This window comes from Marivita sp. GX14005 (assembly GCF_023370775.1).
In the GTDB taxonomy this organism is placed as follows: Bacteria; Pseudomonadota; Alphaproteobacteria; order Rhodobacterales; family Rhodobacteraceae; genus Marivita.
Map to the genome: position 1 here is coordinate 450,062 of NZ_JAMCCQ010000001.1, position 16,597 is coordinate 466,658.

At 62.4% G+C, this 16,597-nt stretch carries 16 protein-coding genes and 1 tRNA gene; 11 read left to right on the forward strand and 6 right to left on the reverse strand.

The annotated features are described in order from the left end of the window. Positions 1-10: 10 nt before the first annotated feature. Entirely contained in the window at positions 11-1,072 is a 1,062-nt protein-coding gene (locus tag M3465_RS02355; RefSeq protein WP_249500097.1) for a TRAP transporter substrate-binding protein, read from the forward strand. A 53-nt stretch (positions 1,073-1,125) separates the two neighbouring features. Here the strand turns inward: M3465_RS02355 and M3465_RS02360 are convergent. From M3465_RS02360 to M3465_RS02370, 3 genes are all read right to left on the reverse strand, one after another. Then, a tRNA-Leu gene (locus M3465_RS02360) sits at positions 1,126-1,210 on the reverse strand. Positions 1,211-1,273: 63 nt separating this feature from the next. After that, on the reverse strand, positions 1,274-1,819 hold the full coding sequence (locus M3465_RS02365) for a tetratricopeptide repeat protein (RefSeq protein ID WP_249500098.1): 546 nt from the start codon (positions 1,817-1,819) through the stop codon (positions 1,274-1,276). 32 nt (positions 1,820-1,851) lie between these two features. Further along, positions 1,852-2,322 carry an Lrp/AsnC family transcriptional regulator gene (locus tag M3465_RS02370; RefSeq protein WP_249500099.1) on the reverse strand — a complete coding sequence of 157 codons (471 nt, stop codon included), beginning with the start codon at positions 2,320-2,322 and terminating at the stop codon, positions 1,852-1,854. Positions 2,323-2,433: 111 nt separating this feature from the next. On the opposite strand from M3465_RS02370, the gene putA reads away from it, so the two are divergent. The 3 genes from putA to ettA all read left to right on the forward strand — a co-directional run bounded on the left by putA (position 2,434) and on the right by ettA (position 8,492). After that, entirely contained in the window at positions 2,434-5,856 is a 3,423-nt protein-coding gene (gene putA, locus M3465_RS02375) for a bifunctional proline dehydrogenase/L-glutamate gamma-semialdehyde dehydrogenase PutA (protein ID WP_249500100.1), read from the forward strand. A gap of 31 nt (positions 5,857-5,887) precedes the next feature. Beyond that, positions 5,888-6,634, forward strand: coding sequence for a rhomboid family intramembrane serine protease (locus M3465_RS02380; RefSeq protein WP_249500101.1), 747 nt, complete (start codon positions 5,888-5,890; stop codon positions 6,632-6,634). Between the two features lie 202 nt (positions 6,635-6,836). Continuing rightward, entirely contained in the window at positions 6,837-8,492 is a 1,656-nt protein-coding gene (gene ettA / locus M3465_RS02385; RefSeq protein WP_249500102.1) for an energy-dependent translational throttle protein EttA, read from the forward strand. Positions 8,493-8,540: 48 nt separating this feature from the next. Here the strand turns inward: ettA and M3465_RS17125 are convergent, their stop codons facing one another. Both M3465_RS17125 and M3465_RS02400 read right to left on the reverse strand, forming a co-directional pair. Further along, positions 8,541-9,182: a Rho termination factor N-terminal domain-containing protein gene (locus M3465_RS17125; protein ID WP_349305018.1), complete on the reverse strand. Its 642-nt coding sequence runs from the start codon at positions 9,180-9,182 to the stop codon at positions 8,541-8,543. Beyond that, the gene (locus M3465_RS02400) at positions 9,183-9,524 is read right to left on the reverse strand and encodes a DUF3140 domain-containing protein (RefSeq protein ID WP_249500103.1); all 342 of its coding nucleotides are present in this window, start codon (positions 9,522-9,524) and stop codon (positions 9,183-9,185) included. Between the two features lie 229 nt (positions 9,525-9,753). On the opposite strand from M3465_RS02400, the gene M3465_RS02405 reads away from it, so the two are divergent. From M3465_RS02405 to M3465_RS02420, 4 genes are all read left to right on the forward strand, one after another. Next, on the forward strand, positions 9,754-9,960 hold the full coding sequence (locus M3465_RS02405; RefSeq protein WP_249500104.1) for a cold-shock protein: 207 nt from the start codon (positions 9,754-9,756) through the stop codon (positions 9,958-9,960). 241 nt (positions 9,961-10,201) lie between these two features. Beyond that, positions 10,202-10,762 (forward strand): L,D-transpeptidase, encoded by a 561-nt coding sequence (locus tag M3465_RS02410; RefSeq protein ID WP_249500105.1) that lies wholly within the window; start codon positions 10,202-10,204, stop codon positions 10,760-10,762. A 139-nt stretch (positions 10,763-10,901) separates the two neighbouring features. Continuing rightward, entirely contained in the window at positions 10,902-11,069 is a 168-nt protein-coding gene (locus tag M3465_RS02415) for a hypothetical protein (protein ID WP_249500106.1), read from the forward strand. 226 nt (positions 11,070-11,295) lie between these two features. Then, complete coding sequence (locus M3465_RS02420) at positions 11,296-11,502, forward strand: cold-shock protein (RefSeq protein WP_249500107.1); 207 nt, start codon at positions 11,296-11,298, stop codon at positions 11,500-11,502. Positions 11,503-11,566: 64 nt separating this feature from the next. Here the strand turns inward: M3465_RS02420 and M3465_RS02425 are convergent, their stop codons facing one another. Further along, the gene (locus M3465_RS02425) at positions 11,567-12,244 is read right to left on the reverse strand and encodes an arylesterase (protein ID WP_249500108.1); all 678 of its coding nucleotides are present in this window, start codon (positions 12,242-12,244) and stop codon (positions 11,567-11,569) included. A gap of 18 nt (positions 12,245-12,262) precedes the next feature. Here M3465_RS02425 and M3465_RS02430 point away from each other — a divergent pair, with 18 nt between their 5' ends. The 3 genes from M3465_RS02430 to M3465_RS02440 all read left to right on the forward strand — a co-directional run bounded on the left by M3465_RS02430 (position 12,263) and on the right by M3465_RS02440 (position 16,482). After that, positions 12,263-12,955 carry an ABC transporter ATP-binding protein gene (locus M3465_RS02430; RefSeq protein ID WP_249500109.1) on the forward strand — a complete coding sequence of 231 codons (693 nt, stop codon included), beginning with the start codon at positions 12,263-12,265 and terminating at the stop codon, positions 12,953-12,955. Next, a complete protein-coding gene (locus M3465_RS02435) occupies positions 12,955-15,483 on the forward strand; it encodes an ABC transporter permease (protein WP_249500110.1) in 2,529 nt (842 codons plus the stop codon). The genes M3465_RS02430 and M3465_RS02435 overlap by 1 nt, the downstream gene beginning before the upstream one ends. A gap of 63 nt (positions 15,484-15,546) precedes the next feature. After that, on the forward strand, positions 15,547-16,482 hold the full coding sequence (locus tag M3465_RS02440; protein ID WP_249500111.1) for an inositol monophosphatase family protein: 936 nt from the start codon (positions 15,547-15,549) through the stop codon (positions 16,480-16,482). Positions 16,483-16,597 lie beyond the last annotated feature (115 nt).

Below are 16,597 nucleotides of genomic sequence, written 5' to 3' on the forward strand. Positions count from 1 at the left end.
GAGAGTGAACATGAAACGCAGAACCTTCCTCGCAGCAGGCGCGACCGCTGCGGCAGCGCCCTTGGCCAGCCCGGCCGTCGCGCAAGGCAAGATCCAGTGGAACCTACCCACCGCGTTCCCGAAAAACGCCCCCGGCGTCGGCACCAACGTCACCGCCTTCGCCGACAAGGTTGCGGCCATGTCGGACGGGCGGCTGAGCTTCACCGTCTATGGCGGCGGCGAGCTGGTGCCGCCTTTTGCCGTTGAGGATGCGGTGCAATCGGGCAACGCGCCGGTCGGGCACGGGCCGACGTATTACGCCGCAGGCAAGAACCCGGCCCTGCACTGGTTCACCGCCGTGCCCTACGGCATGACGGCGGGCGAGCAGGTGTCCTGGCTTAAATGGGGCGGCGGGCAGGAGATCTGGGACGATATCTATGCCCAGCGCGGGCTCAAGCCGTTCTATTCGGGCAATTCCGGCACGCAAAGCGCCGGCTGGTTCAAGAACGAGGTCAACAGCCTCGACGATCTGCAAGGCCTCGACATGCGCATCGCCGGTCTCGGCGGAGAGGTGTTCCGCAAGCTCGGCGTCAACGCCGTTCTGATGCCCCCGCCCGAGATTTTCCAATCGCTGCAATCGGGCGCGATCGACGCCGCCGAATGGGTCGGCCCCATGCTCGATCAGGCGTTCGGGCTGCAAAAGATCACCAAACTGTGCTACCTGCCCGCCATGACCGAGCCGGGCGCGGGGCTGGCCGTGGTCTTCAACAAGGATGCGTGGGACGAGCTGCCTGCCGATCTGCAATCGATCTGCGAGAACGCCGCCTACGCCGCCGCACTCGAGAACCACGCCCAGTTCGACTATTTCAACGCACAGGCGATGGCCTCTCTCAAGGCCGATGGGGTGACGTTCAAGAACCTTCCCGATGACGTGACCGCTGCCGCGAAGGACGCCTGGGACGAGGTTCAGGACGAACTGACGAAGGCGAGTAAGGACGTCGCACGCGTGCGCGAAAGCTATGACGCGTATCTCGCCAGCGCGCGGGACTATGCCAAGGCGATGACCCTGCCGATCCTCTCCGGCCGCGGTTGATCAACACACTCTATCGATGCTCGCCCACACGGCGGGCATCGGCTTCATAACCTTGGTGCGGGCGGTGGGACTCGAACCCACACGGCGCAAGGCCTTCGGATTTTAAGTCCGATATGTCTACCATTCCATCACGCCCGCACGCATTTTGTCCTATCGCCGCGATGGGGCGAAAACAATCGGTTTGTCGGTTGTTCCGTGGGTTCAATCGCGAGGTCGATCTTCCGGCGCTGAGAGCAGCACGCGTTCGGACAGCCACGGATTGAGTGCAAGCGCCGTGCGCAAGGGCTTTTGCGCCGCATCACGCTGTCCGAGCGCAACAAGGGTGAGCGCCTTTCCCGTCAGCGCTCCGGTATGGCGCGGGTTCAGCGCGATCGCCTGATCGAGATCGGGCAGGGCCGCATCGAACGCGCCGGTCAGGTAGTGCACGAACCCGCGCTGGTTGTAGCCCTCGGCGTAGAACGGGCAGTAGGACACGAGCGCGTCCAGCCGTTCCGCCGCACCTGCGTAGTCACCGACCCGGATGGCCTGCATCGCGCTGTCGAGCATGGCTTGAGACGGTCCATCGGGCGCCTGCGTCCAAAGCGCCCACAATTCGCGCACAAGCGGCCGCGCCACAGCTTCGTTCGGTGCGGCGCCTATTTCGCCATAGAGCCTGTCCATGACCGTCCCGTGATCGGGCGCCGTTGGACATCCATCGGCCCAGACGGGGCCGGCCATCATCATCGCAAGGATCAAACGCGGGACCATGGGTGCAATTGGCGCATGCAGCACGGCGCGCGTCAACTCACATTGCCGAACGCCTCTTCCTTGACCGCCTGCATTGCGACATAGGTGGAGGTAGCCGCGACATGTGGAAGGGTCGAGATTTTCTCGGCCAGAACCTGACGATAGCTGCGCATGTCCGCCGTGCGCACCTTGAGCAGGTAGTCGAAATTGCCAGCGATCAGATGCGCCTGTTCGATCTCGGGTATCCTGGCAACCGCCTCATTGAACGCTGCCAGGGCCGCCTCGCGGGTTTCGGTCATGCGCACCTCGACGAAGGCGATATGGTCCAGCCCGAGCCGGATCGGATCGAGCAGGGCACGATATCCCTGAATCGCGCCGATCTCTTCCAAACGGCGAAGACGGGTTTGCGTCGGCGATTTCGACAATCCGATCCGGCGCGACAACTCGGTGACCGAGATACGTCCGTCACGCGCCATTTCCTGCAATATCGCGCGATCGAAGCGGTCGAACTCGGAAATATCCATATTGCCTGAACTCCGGCAGAAAATCGGGACATAGTCCGCATCGAAGCCATCTAATCCGGCACAATGCCTTTCGCTATCGCGATATGGTAGAACAAATAACCGGAGTTTGCCATGCCCCGCGATACCGCCCCCGATCTGCGCAGCAAGATCGACGATCAAACCTACGCTGACGAACAGCGGGTCGTCGAGGATTTGCGCGCGATTGCCGCTCTCTCCAACGAGGATCGCCGCGACATTCACCTGCGCGCGATCAAGCTTGTCGAGGATATCCGCAACGATGCACGTCCCGGGTTGATGGAGGTGTTTCTCGGCGAATACGGCCTTTCGACGGATGAGGGTATCGCGCTCATGTGCCTCGCCGAAGCGTTGTTGCGGGTGCCCGATGCGGCGACGATCGACGCGCTGATCGAAGACAAGATCGCCCCGTCGGACTGGGCGAGCCATCTGGGCGAGTCGACATCGCCTCTCGTGAACGCCTCGACCTGGGCGCTGATGCTGACGGGCAAGGTGCTGCGCGACGGCAATCCCGGCCCGGTCGGGCATCTTCGCGGCGCGATCAAACGCCTGGGCGAACCGGTCATTCGAACCGCCGTCGGGCGGGCAATGCGCGAGATGGGCGCGCAATTCGTTCTGGGCGAGACCATTCAGTCGGCCATGAACCGCGCGGCCAAAATGGAAGCCAAGGGCTATACCTATTCCTATGACATGCTCGGCGAAGCCGCCCGCACCGAAGCCGATGCCCGGCGCTATCATCTCGCGTATTGCCGCGCGATCAGCGCGATTGCCGAAGCCGCCGAAGCACGCGATATACGCGACAATCCTGGGATCTCTGTCAAGCTGTCGGCGCTTCACCCCCGTTACGAGGAAGCCCATCGCGACACGGTTATGACCGAGGTCGTCCCGCGGCTGCGCACCTTGGCGCAACTGGCCCGGTCGGCCAATATCGGGCTCAATATCGACGCAGAGGAAGCCGACCGCCTGTCCATCTCGCTCGACGTGATCGAAGCCGTCCTGTCGGAGCCCTCGCTCAAGGGATGGGACGGCTTCGGCGTGGTCGTGCAGGCATACGGGCAGCGCGCCGCGCCGGTGCTCGATTGGCTTCATGACCTTGCCGAACGATTGGATCGCAAGATCATGGTTCGCCTGGTCAAGGGCGCCTACTGGGATACCGAAATCAAGCGCGCACAGGTTGCCGGCCTGCCGGAGTTTCCCGTCTTCACCGACAAGCGGACGACAGATATCAGCTACATCGCGAATGCGCGAAAGCTGCTTCGCATGACCGATCGCATCTATCCGCAATTCGCCACCCATAACGCCCATACGGTCGCCGCGATCCTGCATATGGCGCAGGACAAATCGGCATTTGAATTCCAGCGCTTGCACGGGATGGGCGAGGCGCTGCACGATATCGTCAAGGCCGAGGAAGGCACGCGCTGCCGCATCTACGCCCCTGTCGGTGCGCATCGCGATCTTCTGGCCTATCTTGTGCGACGTCTGCTCGAAAACGGGGCGAACAGTTCCTTCGTGAACCAGATCGTCGATACGGACGTGCCGGCAGCGGACGTTGCCGCCGACCCCTTCGACGCCGAGCCCGCGCGCGACCTGACCACCGGCCCGCAGCTTTTCGAGCCGGAGCGCATCAATTCCAAGGGTTGGGATCTGGCGCACCGGCCCACCCGAGAGGCAATCGAGAAAGCGCGCGCGCCGTTCGCCGAAGCGCAGTGGAGCGCGCAGCCTCTCATCGCAGCGCAAATCGAACCGGGCGAAAGCACGGCCATCATCAACCCCGCGCGCCCCGGCGATACACCCGGTCATGTCACTTGGGCCACACCGGACGATGTGGCGCGCGCTTGCGAGGCGGCGCGGCCATGGGATGCGGCGGCAGAGGAACGGGCGCGCATCCTGAACCTTGCGGCCGATCATTTTGAGGCGAATTACGGAGAGCTTTTCGCAATACTGGCGCGTGAGGCGGGAAAATCCCTGCCCGATGCGGTTGCCGAAATACGCGAGGCCGTGGATTTCCTTCGGTATTACGCCGCTCGCGCCGAGGGCGAACCGCCCGTCGGTGTCTTCGCCTGCATCAGCCCGTGGAACTTCCCGCTTGCGATTTTCACCGGCCAGATCGCGGCGGCGCTGGCAACCGGCAATGCCGTTCTGGCCAAACCGGCGGAACAGACACCGCTCATTGCCTGCCGGGCTGCCGAGCTGCTGCACGAGGCGGGCGTGCCGCGCGAGGTGCTGCAAATCCTTCCCGGCGCGGGCGACGTTGGTGCGGCGATCACCTCCAACCCCAGAATTGGCGGCGTCGCCTTCACCGGATCGACCGAAACGGCGCAAATCATCCATCGCGGCATGGCCGATCATCTGGCCCCCGGTGCGCCGCTGATCGCGGAGACCGGCGGGCTCAACGCGATGATCGTGGACAGCACCGCGCTGCCGGAGCAAGCCATACAGGCCATCATTGAATCCGCCTTCCAATCCGCCGGGCAACGTTGCTCGGCCCTCAGGTGCCTTTATGTGCAGGAAGACATTGCCAAACCGTTTACGGAAATGCTCATCGGCGCGATGGATGCGCTGGTGATCGGCGATCCATGGATTTACGGCACCGATGTCGGGCCGGTGATCGACACCGAAGCGCGCGATACCATTGCGGCGTATGTCGATGCCGCCGAAGCGGAGGGGCGGCTGCTCCACCGTGTGCCGCTGCCGCGCGGCGGCACCTTTGTCGCGCCCGCACTGATTGAAATCGGCAGCATCGCCGAGCTTGAGCGCGAAATCTTCGGCCCCGTGCTGCATATCGCGCACTTCAAGGCAAGCCAGATCGATAGGGTGATCGACACCATCAACGCCACGGGCTACGGGCTGACCTTCGGCCTGCAAACCCGTATCGACGATAGGGTGCAGCATGTCTCGGACCGGATCGAGGCCGGAAACATCTACGTGAACCGCAACCAGATCGGCGCCATCGTCGGCAGCCAGCCCTTCGGAGGCGAGGGATTGTCCGGCACCGGACCGAAGGCCGGCGGGCCGCATTACCTGGCGCGCTTCCGCTTGCACGAGGCGCCCCTGGCGGCAGAGGAATGGGGCGAGCAGGACGACCTTGCCCGTCTGCGCGATGCGCTGAAGCAGGGCGGCGAAGAGCGCGTGATCGAAAGGCGCGAACTTCCCGGGCCGACGGGCGAGTCGAACGTGCTTTCGACCCTGCCGCGCGGTCCGATCCTTTGCGCCGGCCCGGGCCCGAAAGCCGCGAAGGAGCAGGCGGACGCCGTCGAAGCCTTGGGCGGCATTGCGGTCACGTCGCAGGGTAGGATCGACCCTCGGTCGCTGGGGGAACTGCCCGTTCAAGGTGTCATCTGGTGGGGCGACGCCCAGACTGCGCGCGCCTACCGCAAAGCCTTGTCCAAACGCGACGGCCCGATCCTTCCGCTCATTACCGGATTGCCCGACACCGCCCATGTCTGCCGTGAACGTCACGTCTGCGTCGATACGACAGCGTCGGGAGGCAACGCACAACTTCTCAGCGGCGCGCCTTGACGCGCCGCCGCATTGTGCCAACTGTCGCGGGATGTTTCCGATCCGCGATCATAACCCATCGCGCGGCACGCCGCTTGTCACCTATGCGCTGATCGCGGCGAATGTGCTTCTTTTCCTGAGCTATCTGCCGCTGATGCAGGACGAACGTGCCCTTATGGCCTTCTACTTCGATTGGGCGCTCATCCCCGCGCTGATCAGCCAAGGCGAGGGATGGGGCGGATTTCTGACCTCGATGTTCCTGCATGGCGGCTGGCTGCACCTGATCGGCAACATGCTGTTCCTCTTCATCTTCGGCGACAATCTGGAAGACGAGATGGGCCATCTGGGGTTTCTTGCCTTCTACATCGCTTGCGGGATCGGGGCCGGGCTCGTCCACTATTTCAGCGCGCCGGGCTCGCCTGTGCCGACGGTCGGCGCATCGGGCGCGATTGCAGGGGTGATGGGAGGCTATCTGCTCCTATTTCCCAAGGCGCGGGTTGATATCCTCATCATCATCGTCTTCATCATCCGCATTTTCCCGATCCCCGCATGGATCATGCTCGCCGTCTGGTTTGCGCTGCAACTGTTCGGCGGCTTCGGCTCCGCAGCCGATCAGGGCGGGATCGCCTATTGGGCACATATCGGCGGCTTTGCTATCGGTCTTGGCCTGACGCTTCCGATCTGGCTCAGGCGCGGGGGGCCACGATTCTGGGACAGGACGGACGGCCACCCCCCGCATCCGGGTGCGCGATACCGGCTGTCCCGCAGCGACGTTCCCATAGTCAGGAGGCGCAAGTGACGCGCATGGCGCGCCGCGAAAACAAATAACGACATGCTGTATATCAGCAGTATGAACAAACTCAGTATATCCACGCGCTCTCCCCTCGGCTGACCCCACGCTAGCCGCGGGAAATGAACATTTCCTGAACATGCGGGCAGATTGCATGACGGGCGCGGCGCGTGTATCCCTGCCGAAACTTCGTCACATCAAGGATACTCACATGGCTTCCTACCAATACGTCTACCATATGGAAGGCGTCTCCAAAACCTATCCCGGTGGCAAGAAATGCTTTGAAAACATCCGCTTGAGCTTCCTTCCCGGTGTGAAGATCGGTGTTGTCGGCGTGAACGGCGCGGGTAAGTCCACGCTGATGCGGATCATGGCCGGAATCGACAAGGATTTCACCGGCGAAGCCTGGGCGGCGCAGGGCGCGAAGGTCGGGTATCTTCCACAGGAACCGCAGCTCGATCCCGCGCTGAACGTGCGCGAGAACGTCATGCTGGGCGTGGCCGAAAAGAAGGCCAAGCTCGACCGGTTCAACGAACTGGCGATGAATTATTCCGACGAAACCGCCGATGAAATGGCCGCGCTACAGGACGAGATCGACGCAAACAACCTCTGGGATCTCGACAGTCAGATCGACGTGGCGATGGAAGCGCTGCGCTGCCCGCCGGACGATGCCGATGTGGAAACGCTGTCAGGCGGTGAAAAGCGCCGTGTGGCGCTCTGCAAGCTGCTGCTCGAAGCGCCCGATATGCTGCTGCTGGACGAGCCGACCAACCATCTGGACGCGGAAACCATCGCCTGGTTGCAGAACCACCTGATCGAATACAAGGGAACGATCCTGATCGTCACCCATGATCGCTACTTCCTCGACAGCATCACCGGCTGGATCCTCGAACTCGATCGGGGGCGCGGCATCCCCTACGAGGGCAATTATTCCAGCTGGCTGGAACAGAAGGCCAAGCGGCTTGAGCATGAGGCCAAGGAAGACAAGGCCAAGCAAAAGACGCTGGAGCGCGAATTGGAATGGATGCGGCAGGGCCAGAAAGCGCGCCAGGCGAAATCCAAGGCACGGATTCAGGCCTATAACGAGATGGCGGGTCAGTCCGAACGCGAAAAGGTCGGGCGCGCGCAGATCATCATCCCGAATGGCCCGCGCCTCGGCTCCAAGGTGATCGAAGTCGATGGCCTGAAGAAGGCGATGGGTGACAAGCTGTTGATCGAGGATCTCAGCTTCTCCCTGCCGCCCGGCGGGATCGTCGGTGTGATCGGCCCCAACGGCGCGGGCAAATCGACCTTGTTCAAGATGCTTACCGGCCAGGAGCAACCCGACGCGGGCGAGATTTCCTATGGCGACACCGTGCAGCTCGCTTACGTCGACCAATCGCGCGACGATCTGAGCCCGGAGGAAACCGTTTGGGAGGCCATTTCCGGCGGGGCGGAGATCATTCAGCTGGGCGATGCGCAGATGAATTCCCGTGCCTATTGCTCGGCTTTCAACTTCAAGGGCGGGGATCAGCAAAAGAAGGTCGGTCTGCTGTCGGGCGGTGAACGCAACCGCGTTCACATGGCGCGCCTGCTCAAGGAAGGCGGCAACGTGTTGCTGCTCGACGAGCCGACCAACGATCTCGACGTGGAGACGCTGCGCGCGCTGGAGGACGCCATCGAAGCTTTTGCCGGCTGCGCCGTGGTCATCTCCCACGACCGCTTCTTCCTTGACCGGCTTTGCACGCATATCCTCGCTTTCGAGGGCGATGCCCATGTCGAATGGTTCGAAGGCAATTTCGAGGATTACGAGGAAGACAAGAAGCGCAGGCTCGGCCCGGACGCGGTGGAGCCGAAGCGGGTGAAGTTCAAGAAATTCGCGCGTTGACGACGCACGACTGGCCGAATGCTGCGCGTTCCGGCCAGTCCTTTTCGATTAGGATGACGTTAGCGCCTTGAGCAGTTCGTCCTTGCTCATATCGGATCGGCCTTCAATACCGCGCTCTTGTGCCATGTCGTAAAGCTCGTCCTTCGTTTTCTGCTCCAGCGCATAGACCGAGCCTTTTCCGCGCCCGTTCTCGTCCGTCGCATCCTCGATGGCTTGCAACAGGGCGTCCTTGTCCATATCCGACCGGCCTTCGATTTCCAGGTCACGGGCGCGCTCGACCAGCATGTCCTTGGTCGGACCGTTTTCCTTTATAAACGCGACCTTGTCCTTCACATCGCTCGGCTGAGCGACGAATTGCCGATCCCCGGCTTTCTTTTTCTGTGTGGACCGGGCGTATTCATCCTCGGTCAGAAGCATCCGCACCTGTTTCGGCAGATAACGCTCACCGCTTTCGGCCGATTCCGCGCCGGATTTCGTGCCCCAGTCCTCCTCCGTCCAGTCGTGCAGATCGGTCTCGTCCTGATCGGGCCCATCGTCCTCATAGCCCCCGCCCTGGCGCTTGTATTCCTGCACCGCCATCTGCGCCTTTCGGGCAGACCACTGGCCCGGCTCACCGCCCTTGTCCGATTGGGTGATCTCGGATTTCACCTTTTCCCAAAGTTCCGGGTCGGTTTTCTTCGCCGTACTCATTCAGCTGTCCTTCATCGGATCATGCCCCCAGTTCATCAGCGAATAGCGCCAGTCCGAGTGTTCGACATCGTCATCCGGCCCGCCCTGCGCGAGGTGACGTTTGACATAGCCCACAACCGTCGCCATGTGGTCCCACTGATCGTCGGTCAAGTCGCCCTTGTTGGTGCGCTTGATCTTGACGATCCGCTTACCGGATTTGTGTCCGGTGCTTTCGTCATCGTCGCTATCGCCGACGGATTTCGACTCTTCGGTCTCGAGCCACTCTTCCAGTTCCTTCAAGCTCATATTCACCAGATCGCGCCATTCGTCCCAGATCTGATCGCGGGATTTCGAGGATGACATCGCAAAGCTCCTTTTCGGTTGCCTTGAAGAACGCATCAGCTTGCGATCCGTTGCACGGCCCGAACGCGACCGGGGCTTGCCAAAGGCGCGACAACCTGTCATATCAGCCGCGCTGACGATCTTCTATTCGACCTTCTGTTTTCCGATACCGGCACGAAGCTTTCGATCCAGACGTGACTTCGCCGGGTTGCCGCACTCCCGCGGGCAACGGACAACAAAGGATATTCACATGGCCACTGGCACAGTGAAATGGTTCAACACCACCAAAGGTTACGGCTTCATCGCACCCGATGGCGGCTCTAAGGACGTTTTCGTTCACATCTCCGCTGTTGAGCGGTCGGGCCTGACCGGTCTGAGCGATGACCAGAAGGTGACCTTCGACATCGAGAACGGCCGCGACGGCCGCGAAAGCGCGGTCAATCTCGCGCTGGCATAACGCCTCTCGCTATTTCGAATACGCTGCCGCCCGGTTCTGTCCGGGCGGTTTGCTTTTGGGCAGTCACGACCTGTGGGGCGATCACGCTTCGGTGACAACGCACCCAAACCGTGACTATTGTGCCGCAATCACCACGTTCGGCGCAGGAAACCTTTGGCGCAGATCCTTGTTTTATCCCTGAAGAATGGCAAACTTCTGCGATTGAACGATGACGACCGAATTGAAAGAAAGACCGCTGCCCATGTTTTCCAGACGCACCTTTATCGCCGCCGCTGCGGCGGGTTTGGCCGCGCCGAGAATTGCCTCGGCCCAGGCCTTCCGCATCGATCCGGTATTCATGCCGCAGAACGTGCGGATCAAATCCTCGGTCCAGCCGGGCCAAATCCTAATCCTGCCGCGCGCGCATTTCCTTTATCACGTCAAGGCGCCCGGCATGGCGCGCCGATATGGCGTCGGCGTCGGCAAGGCCGGGCTCGAATTCACGGGAACCGCCAAGATCGCCGTGAAGAAGGAATGGCCGACCTGGCGTCCCACGGATGAAATGATCGAGCGCGAACCGAGCGCCTACAAGAAATTCATCGACAACGACTATGTGCAACCGGGCGGGCCGGACAATCCGCTTGGGGCGCGGGCGCTCTACCTCTTCCAGAATGGACGCGACACATATTACCGCATCCACGGCACGACAGCGCCGCGTTCGATCGGCCGGTCCGTGTCCAGCGGCTGCATCCGCATGCTGAACGAGCATGTGAAAGAGCTTTATGAACAGGTGCCTATCGGCACTGTGGTCACGGTCCTCTGACCGCTTATTGAGATCATCGAAAGACCGGGCGTGCCCGGTCTTTTTCTTTTCAGATACCGGCCACAATGCTTCCCTAATCCGCGCGCTTTAATGCGTCTTTAACGCTTCGGCGGTAACCTCGGCGCAAAGGAGCAAGGCAATGGCGGCCATCTCTTTCATCGCAGGCAGCATTCTGGGCTGGATTGCCGCGCTGTCGCTGTTCCTGCTGGGCGCGGTTGTCTCCACGGTAATCGCCGTGTTCATGATTGCGAGCCTCGGCGGCGCGGGCGCGTTCCTCTACCTTGCCGCGCGATCCGGCGAAACCTGAGCCACGGCGGGCGAATTTTTGCCGATGAGGCATCCCGGCCCTGCCCCAACGGCGCTGGCGCGCGCGGAATTTTCTTGCCATGACGCAGGAATCGCCTGAACAATCATAGCGCGAAGTTACGATTATCGACCACTGCTCCACCACGGCTCAGTTAAGCGATCATGACTGACCGAGCCCGTCGGGCCTGCTTGCGCGGCGGAAGTCAAGACAGACAGGAGTAGAACGGATGGCCACAGGCACCGTTAAATGGTTCAACACCACCAAGGGCTACGGCTTCATCGCCCCCGAGGGCGGTGGAAAAGACGTATTTGTCCATATTTCAGCGGTCGAACGGTCAGGGCTGACCGGCCTCGCGGATGACCAGAAGGTGACATACGACCTCGAAGCCGGGCGGGACGGACGCGAAGCCGCGGTCAATATCGCGCTGGCCTGACCCCGCGATACAGAGTTCGAATGTGGGCGGCATTGCGCCGCCCCTTTTCATGTCCGCATCATACCTATTGCCCTTCGACGCGCCGGATCAGATCGGCGACTGCCGGCCCCATCGCCTCCACGATCAGGGAGACGCCCTCCGCGTTCGGATGTATGCCGTCAGGCTGCATAAGATCCCGGATCTCGGAAGGGGTTTCACCAACGCTGTAAAGGCCTTCGAAAAATCTCGGGAAATAAAGCGTGCCATAGGTCTCGGCAAGTTCAGGATAGATCGCATCGAACGCCGCCTTGTAGTCGGGACCGTAATTGCCCGGTGCCTCCATACCCACAAGCAGCACCGCGAGATCGCGTGACTGCGCGATTTCGAGAATGCCCTCGAGGTTCTGGCGCGCCTGCGCCGGATCGAGCCCGCGCAGCAGATCATTGCCACCCAGAGCAACGATCAAACCTTCGGTTTCGGGGCCGAGGGACCATTCCAGGCGGCTCAGTCCACCAGCGGTCGTATCGCCGGAGACGCCGGCATTGACCAGACGCACATCGAACCCCTGCTCCTGAAGCCAGTCGCGCATCTGCGGAACGAAGCCTTCGTGATCCATCAGACCGTATCCGGCCGTCAGACTGTCCCCCAGAGCGACAATCTCGGCCGGATCGGCCAAAGCGGCGGTGGCCGTGCAGATCGACAGCGCGGCGATGCGCGCCTTGCTCAACATCTGCAAAGCCCCATATGTGATCCAATGCCGCATAAGGAAGTTCCTCGCTCCATGTCCCAGCCCGTTCTCGATCTTCAAGATGTCACGCTCAGTCTCAAGGGCAATGCCGGAATGGTTGAAATCCTGCATGGCATCACCCTATCGGTTCAAAAGGGCGAGACCTTGGGCCTGATCGGCCCCTCCGGGTCCGGAAAGTCCTCGCTCCTCATGGTGATGGGAGGGCTGGAGAATGCGACTTCGGGATCGGTCAAGGTGCTTGGCCGCGATCTTACCGCGATGAACGAGGACGCAATGGCGCGGTTTCGATGCGATCACATGGGGGTCGTCTTTCAATCTTTCCACCTCATTCCGACGATGACTGCGCTCGAGAATGTCGCGACGCCACTGGAACTGGCAGGGGCGCGCGATGCGTTTCAGCGCGCGCGCGCCGAGCTCGAAACGGTCGGTCTTTCAAACCGTGCCGATCATTACCCTGCGCAAATGTCCGGCGGAGAACAGCAACGCGTGGCGCTGGCCCGCGCATCGGTGACGCGCCCCCAGATCCTGTTGGCCGACGAACCTACCGGCAATCTCGACGGGGCGAACGGACAGGCGATCATCGATCTGCTCTTCGATCTGCGCGACCGACACGGTGCGACGCTGGTTCTTGTCACCCATAGCCGCGCTGTGGCCGAGAAATGCTCCCGCGTCGTGCGCCTTACGGATGGGGCGCTGGCCTCGGATGCGCTGAAGGCGGCGGAATAATGGCGCTGCGCACGGCCTCGCGTTTCGCGCGCCGCGAGCTGCGCGGCGGGCTGAAGGGCTTTCGCATCTTCCTCGCCTGCCTCGCACTCGGTGTCGCCGCGATTGCCGGCGTGGGTTCCGTTCGCTCCGCGATCCAGGCTGGGCTGAGCGAACAGGGCGCGGTGCTTCTCGGCGGGGACGCCTCCGTGCGCTTCACCTATCGTTTCGCTGAAGCCGAGGAACGCGCTTGGCTCGAAAGCGTGTCGACGCGCGTTTCCGAGATCACCGATTTTCGGTCCATGGTGGTCAAGGAACCCGATGGGATTGCCGAACGCGCGCTTACGCAGGTGAAATCCGTCGATGCCGCCTATCCGCTGATCAGCGAAATCCGGCTCGATCCTTCCATGCCGCTGGCAGAGGCACTCGCTGGCGACGGCATGCGCCCCGGCGCGGTCATGGCGCCATTGCTCGCGGATCGCCTTGCGCTGGCTCCGGGCGATGAATTTCGGCTGGGCAGCAAGGATTTCGTGCTCTCCGCGATCCTGACCAACGAACCGGACAAGGCCGCCGCCGGATTCAGCCTCGGCCCGCGGACAATCGTCGCAACCGATGCGCTGGACGGATCCGGGCTGTTGCAGCCGGGCACGCTTTACGAAACGGAATATCGCCTTGTCCTGCCGCCGGGAACCGATCTGAACGCGCTCGAACAGCGCACCAAGGACGCGTTTCCAAGCAGCGGGCTGCGCTGGCGCGATGCGAGAAACGGCGCGCCGGGGGTCGCGGAATTCGTCGACCGTCTGGGCGCGTTCCTGATCCTCGTCGGTCTTTCGGGCCTTGCTGTCGGCGGAATCGGCGTTTCAGCGGCCGTTCGCGCGTATCTTGCCAAGAAGACTTCTGTCATCGCCACCCTGCGCACCCTCGGCGCGACGCGCGCGACGATCTTCCAGACCTATTTTCTGCAAATTGGTGCGCTCAGCCTTGTTGGAATCGCCATCGGCCTCGCGCTGGGGGGCTTGGTGCCCATCCTGTTCGGCCCTCTGATCGCGGCTGCGCTTCCCGTTCCGGCGATCTTTGCCCTGCACCCGGCCCCGCTGCTCGAGGCTGCGCTATACGGTATTCTCACCGCGCTCGTCTTCACGCTCTGGCCGCTCGCACGCACGGAGGAGATCCGCCCGGCCATGCTGTTCCGCGATGCGTTGGACGGCGCCGCGCGCCTTCCCGCGACACGCTATATCGCCGCCACATTGGCCCTTCTCGGCTTGCTCGTCGCGACTGCTGCGTTTTTCTCAGGCAGTCCGTTTCTCACGCTCTGGACGGCCGGCGGGCTTCTTGGCGCGCTGATCGTGCTGGTCGCGGCGTCCATCGCGATCCGGGGGCTGGCGCGCAAAGGCTCCGGCGCGACGCAGCGGCGCCCTGCCCTGCGCTGGGCTTTGGCCGCAATCGGCGGGCCGCGCGATACCGCAGCGCCGGTGGTTCTGTCGCTCGGGCTTGGGCTTTCGGTTCTCGCCGCCATCGGGCAGATCGACGGCAACTTGCGCACCGCCATCGACCGGGACTTGCCGGAAGTTGCTCCGGCCTATTTCTTTGTCGATATCCAGCCCGATCAGATCGATCGCTTTCAAGACATCCTTGCCGCCGATCCTACCGTCGAGCGTGTGGACACCGCACCGATGCTGCGCGGCGTTCTGAGCGAAATCAATGGCCGCCCCGCCCGCGAGGTCGCCGGCGACCATTGGGTCGTCACGGGCGACCGGGGGCTGACCTATGCGGACCGCCCACCCGAGACAACGCGGATCGTTGCCGGATCATGGTGGGCCGCCGATCACGATGGCCCACCCGAGGTCAGTTTCGCCGTTGAGGAGGCGCGCGAAATGGGAGTGTCACTGGGAGATCGCCTGACGCTCAACATCCTCGGCCGTGATATCGACGCGACCATCACAAGCTTGCGCGATGTGGATTTTTCGACCGCCGGCATGGGGTTCGTGATGACACTGTCCCCCAATGCCCTGCGCGGCGCACCGCACACGTTCATTGCGACCGTCTACGCGCCCGCGAGCGAAGAGGCGCGTATCCTGCGCGAACTGGCCAGCACCTTTCCGAACATCACGGCGATCAGCGTGCGCGATGCGATCTCGAATGTCAGCACGCTGCTCGAAGGGATCGGTGCCGCCGTTCGTTGGGGCGCAGCGGCGACCTTGCTGACCGGATTTCTCGTCCTGATCGGCGCGGCAGCGGCGGGCGAGAATGCCCGGACATATGAGGCTGCGATACTCAAAACGCTCGGTGCGAGCCGCGCCCATATCCTGCGCAGCTTCGCGCTACGCTCTGCAATCTTGGGCGGTGCGGCCGGCGTTGTCGCGTTGGCGGCCGGTATTCTTGGAAGTTGGTCGGTCATGCATTTCATCATGGACAGCAGTTACGAGATCGTCTGGCCGTCCGCGCTCGGAATCGTGGCGGGCGGCGTTCTCGCGACCTTGCTCGCCGGCCTTGGATTTGCCTGGCGCCCGCTGTCCGCACGCCCGGCTCAGGTCTTGCGGGCGCGCGAATAGTCGCCTTGAATTTCCGGGGCCGGGTTGCCAAACAAGCGCACGCTGCCGAGGAGAATCGTTTCAATGCTTGCCGCCAAACCCGCCACGACATCCGCAGACGCATCAACCGCTGCATCCGAAACGCTGCCGATTGCCATCCCCTCGCCGCTGACCACCGCCCAGCGCAGCCAGATCATCAACCTCGTGCGCCGCGCCGCACGCGCGGAGATACTTCCACGCTTCCGTTCGCTCGACCGAGCCGAGGTCGGCGAGAAATCCGGTCCGCTCGACGTGGTCACCGATGCCGACCGTGACGCGGAGAAAATGATTGTGCGCGGGTTGCTGCGCCTCTTTCCCAACGCGCATATCGTCGGCGAGGAGAGCGCGACCGAGGAATCGATTGCCGGGCTTGCCGAGGCCGAGATGGGATTCGCCATCGATCCTGTTGACGGAACATGGAACTTCGCACACGGTTTGAGCACATTCGGCCTCATGCTCGCAATGACGCGGTTCGGCGCCCCGGTGTTCGGGCTGATCTATGATCCGATCACCGACGAAGTGATGATCGCCGATGAAACCGGCCCGGCGGAGATCAACCTGCGGCGCGGCATGACCCGGCGTGTCAACGTGTCGGGCGGTGGAAATATCGAAAATCTCAGCGGCTATGTTCCATTTTCGTCCTTGCCGACCGATCAACTGGCGGAAATAGGCGCGATCATGCCGCGGTTTCGGCAGTTAATGTCCCTGAAATGCGCGGCTCACGAGTTTCGCATGGTCGCGCAAGGCTATGTCGATTTCATCCTGTGCACCAACCTCAGCCCATGGGACCACGCTGCGGGGTCGCTCATCATACGTCAGGCCGGGGGCCATGTCGCGATGCTGGACGGTAGCGAATATCGTGCCAATTTCCGCTCCGGCTACCTCCTTTGCGCCTCTGACGAAGCCACATGGGGCCGCGTTCGTGACGCGATGTCTTTCCTGCTAGAGCCGCAATCAAGCGATGACGCGGACGCCTCTTGAGGAACGGTCAATCCCGCGATCGCTTTTCGTAAAATCGTGCGCAAATCGACGGAACGCGAATACAATCGATTTACCTTTGCCGGACTAGCCTGCGACAGCAGCAATCGGGAGGTAG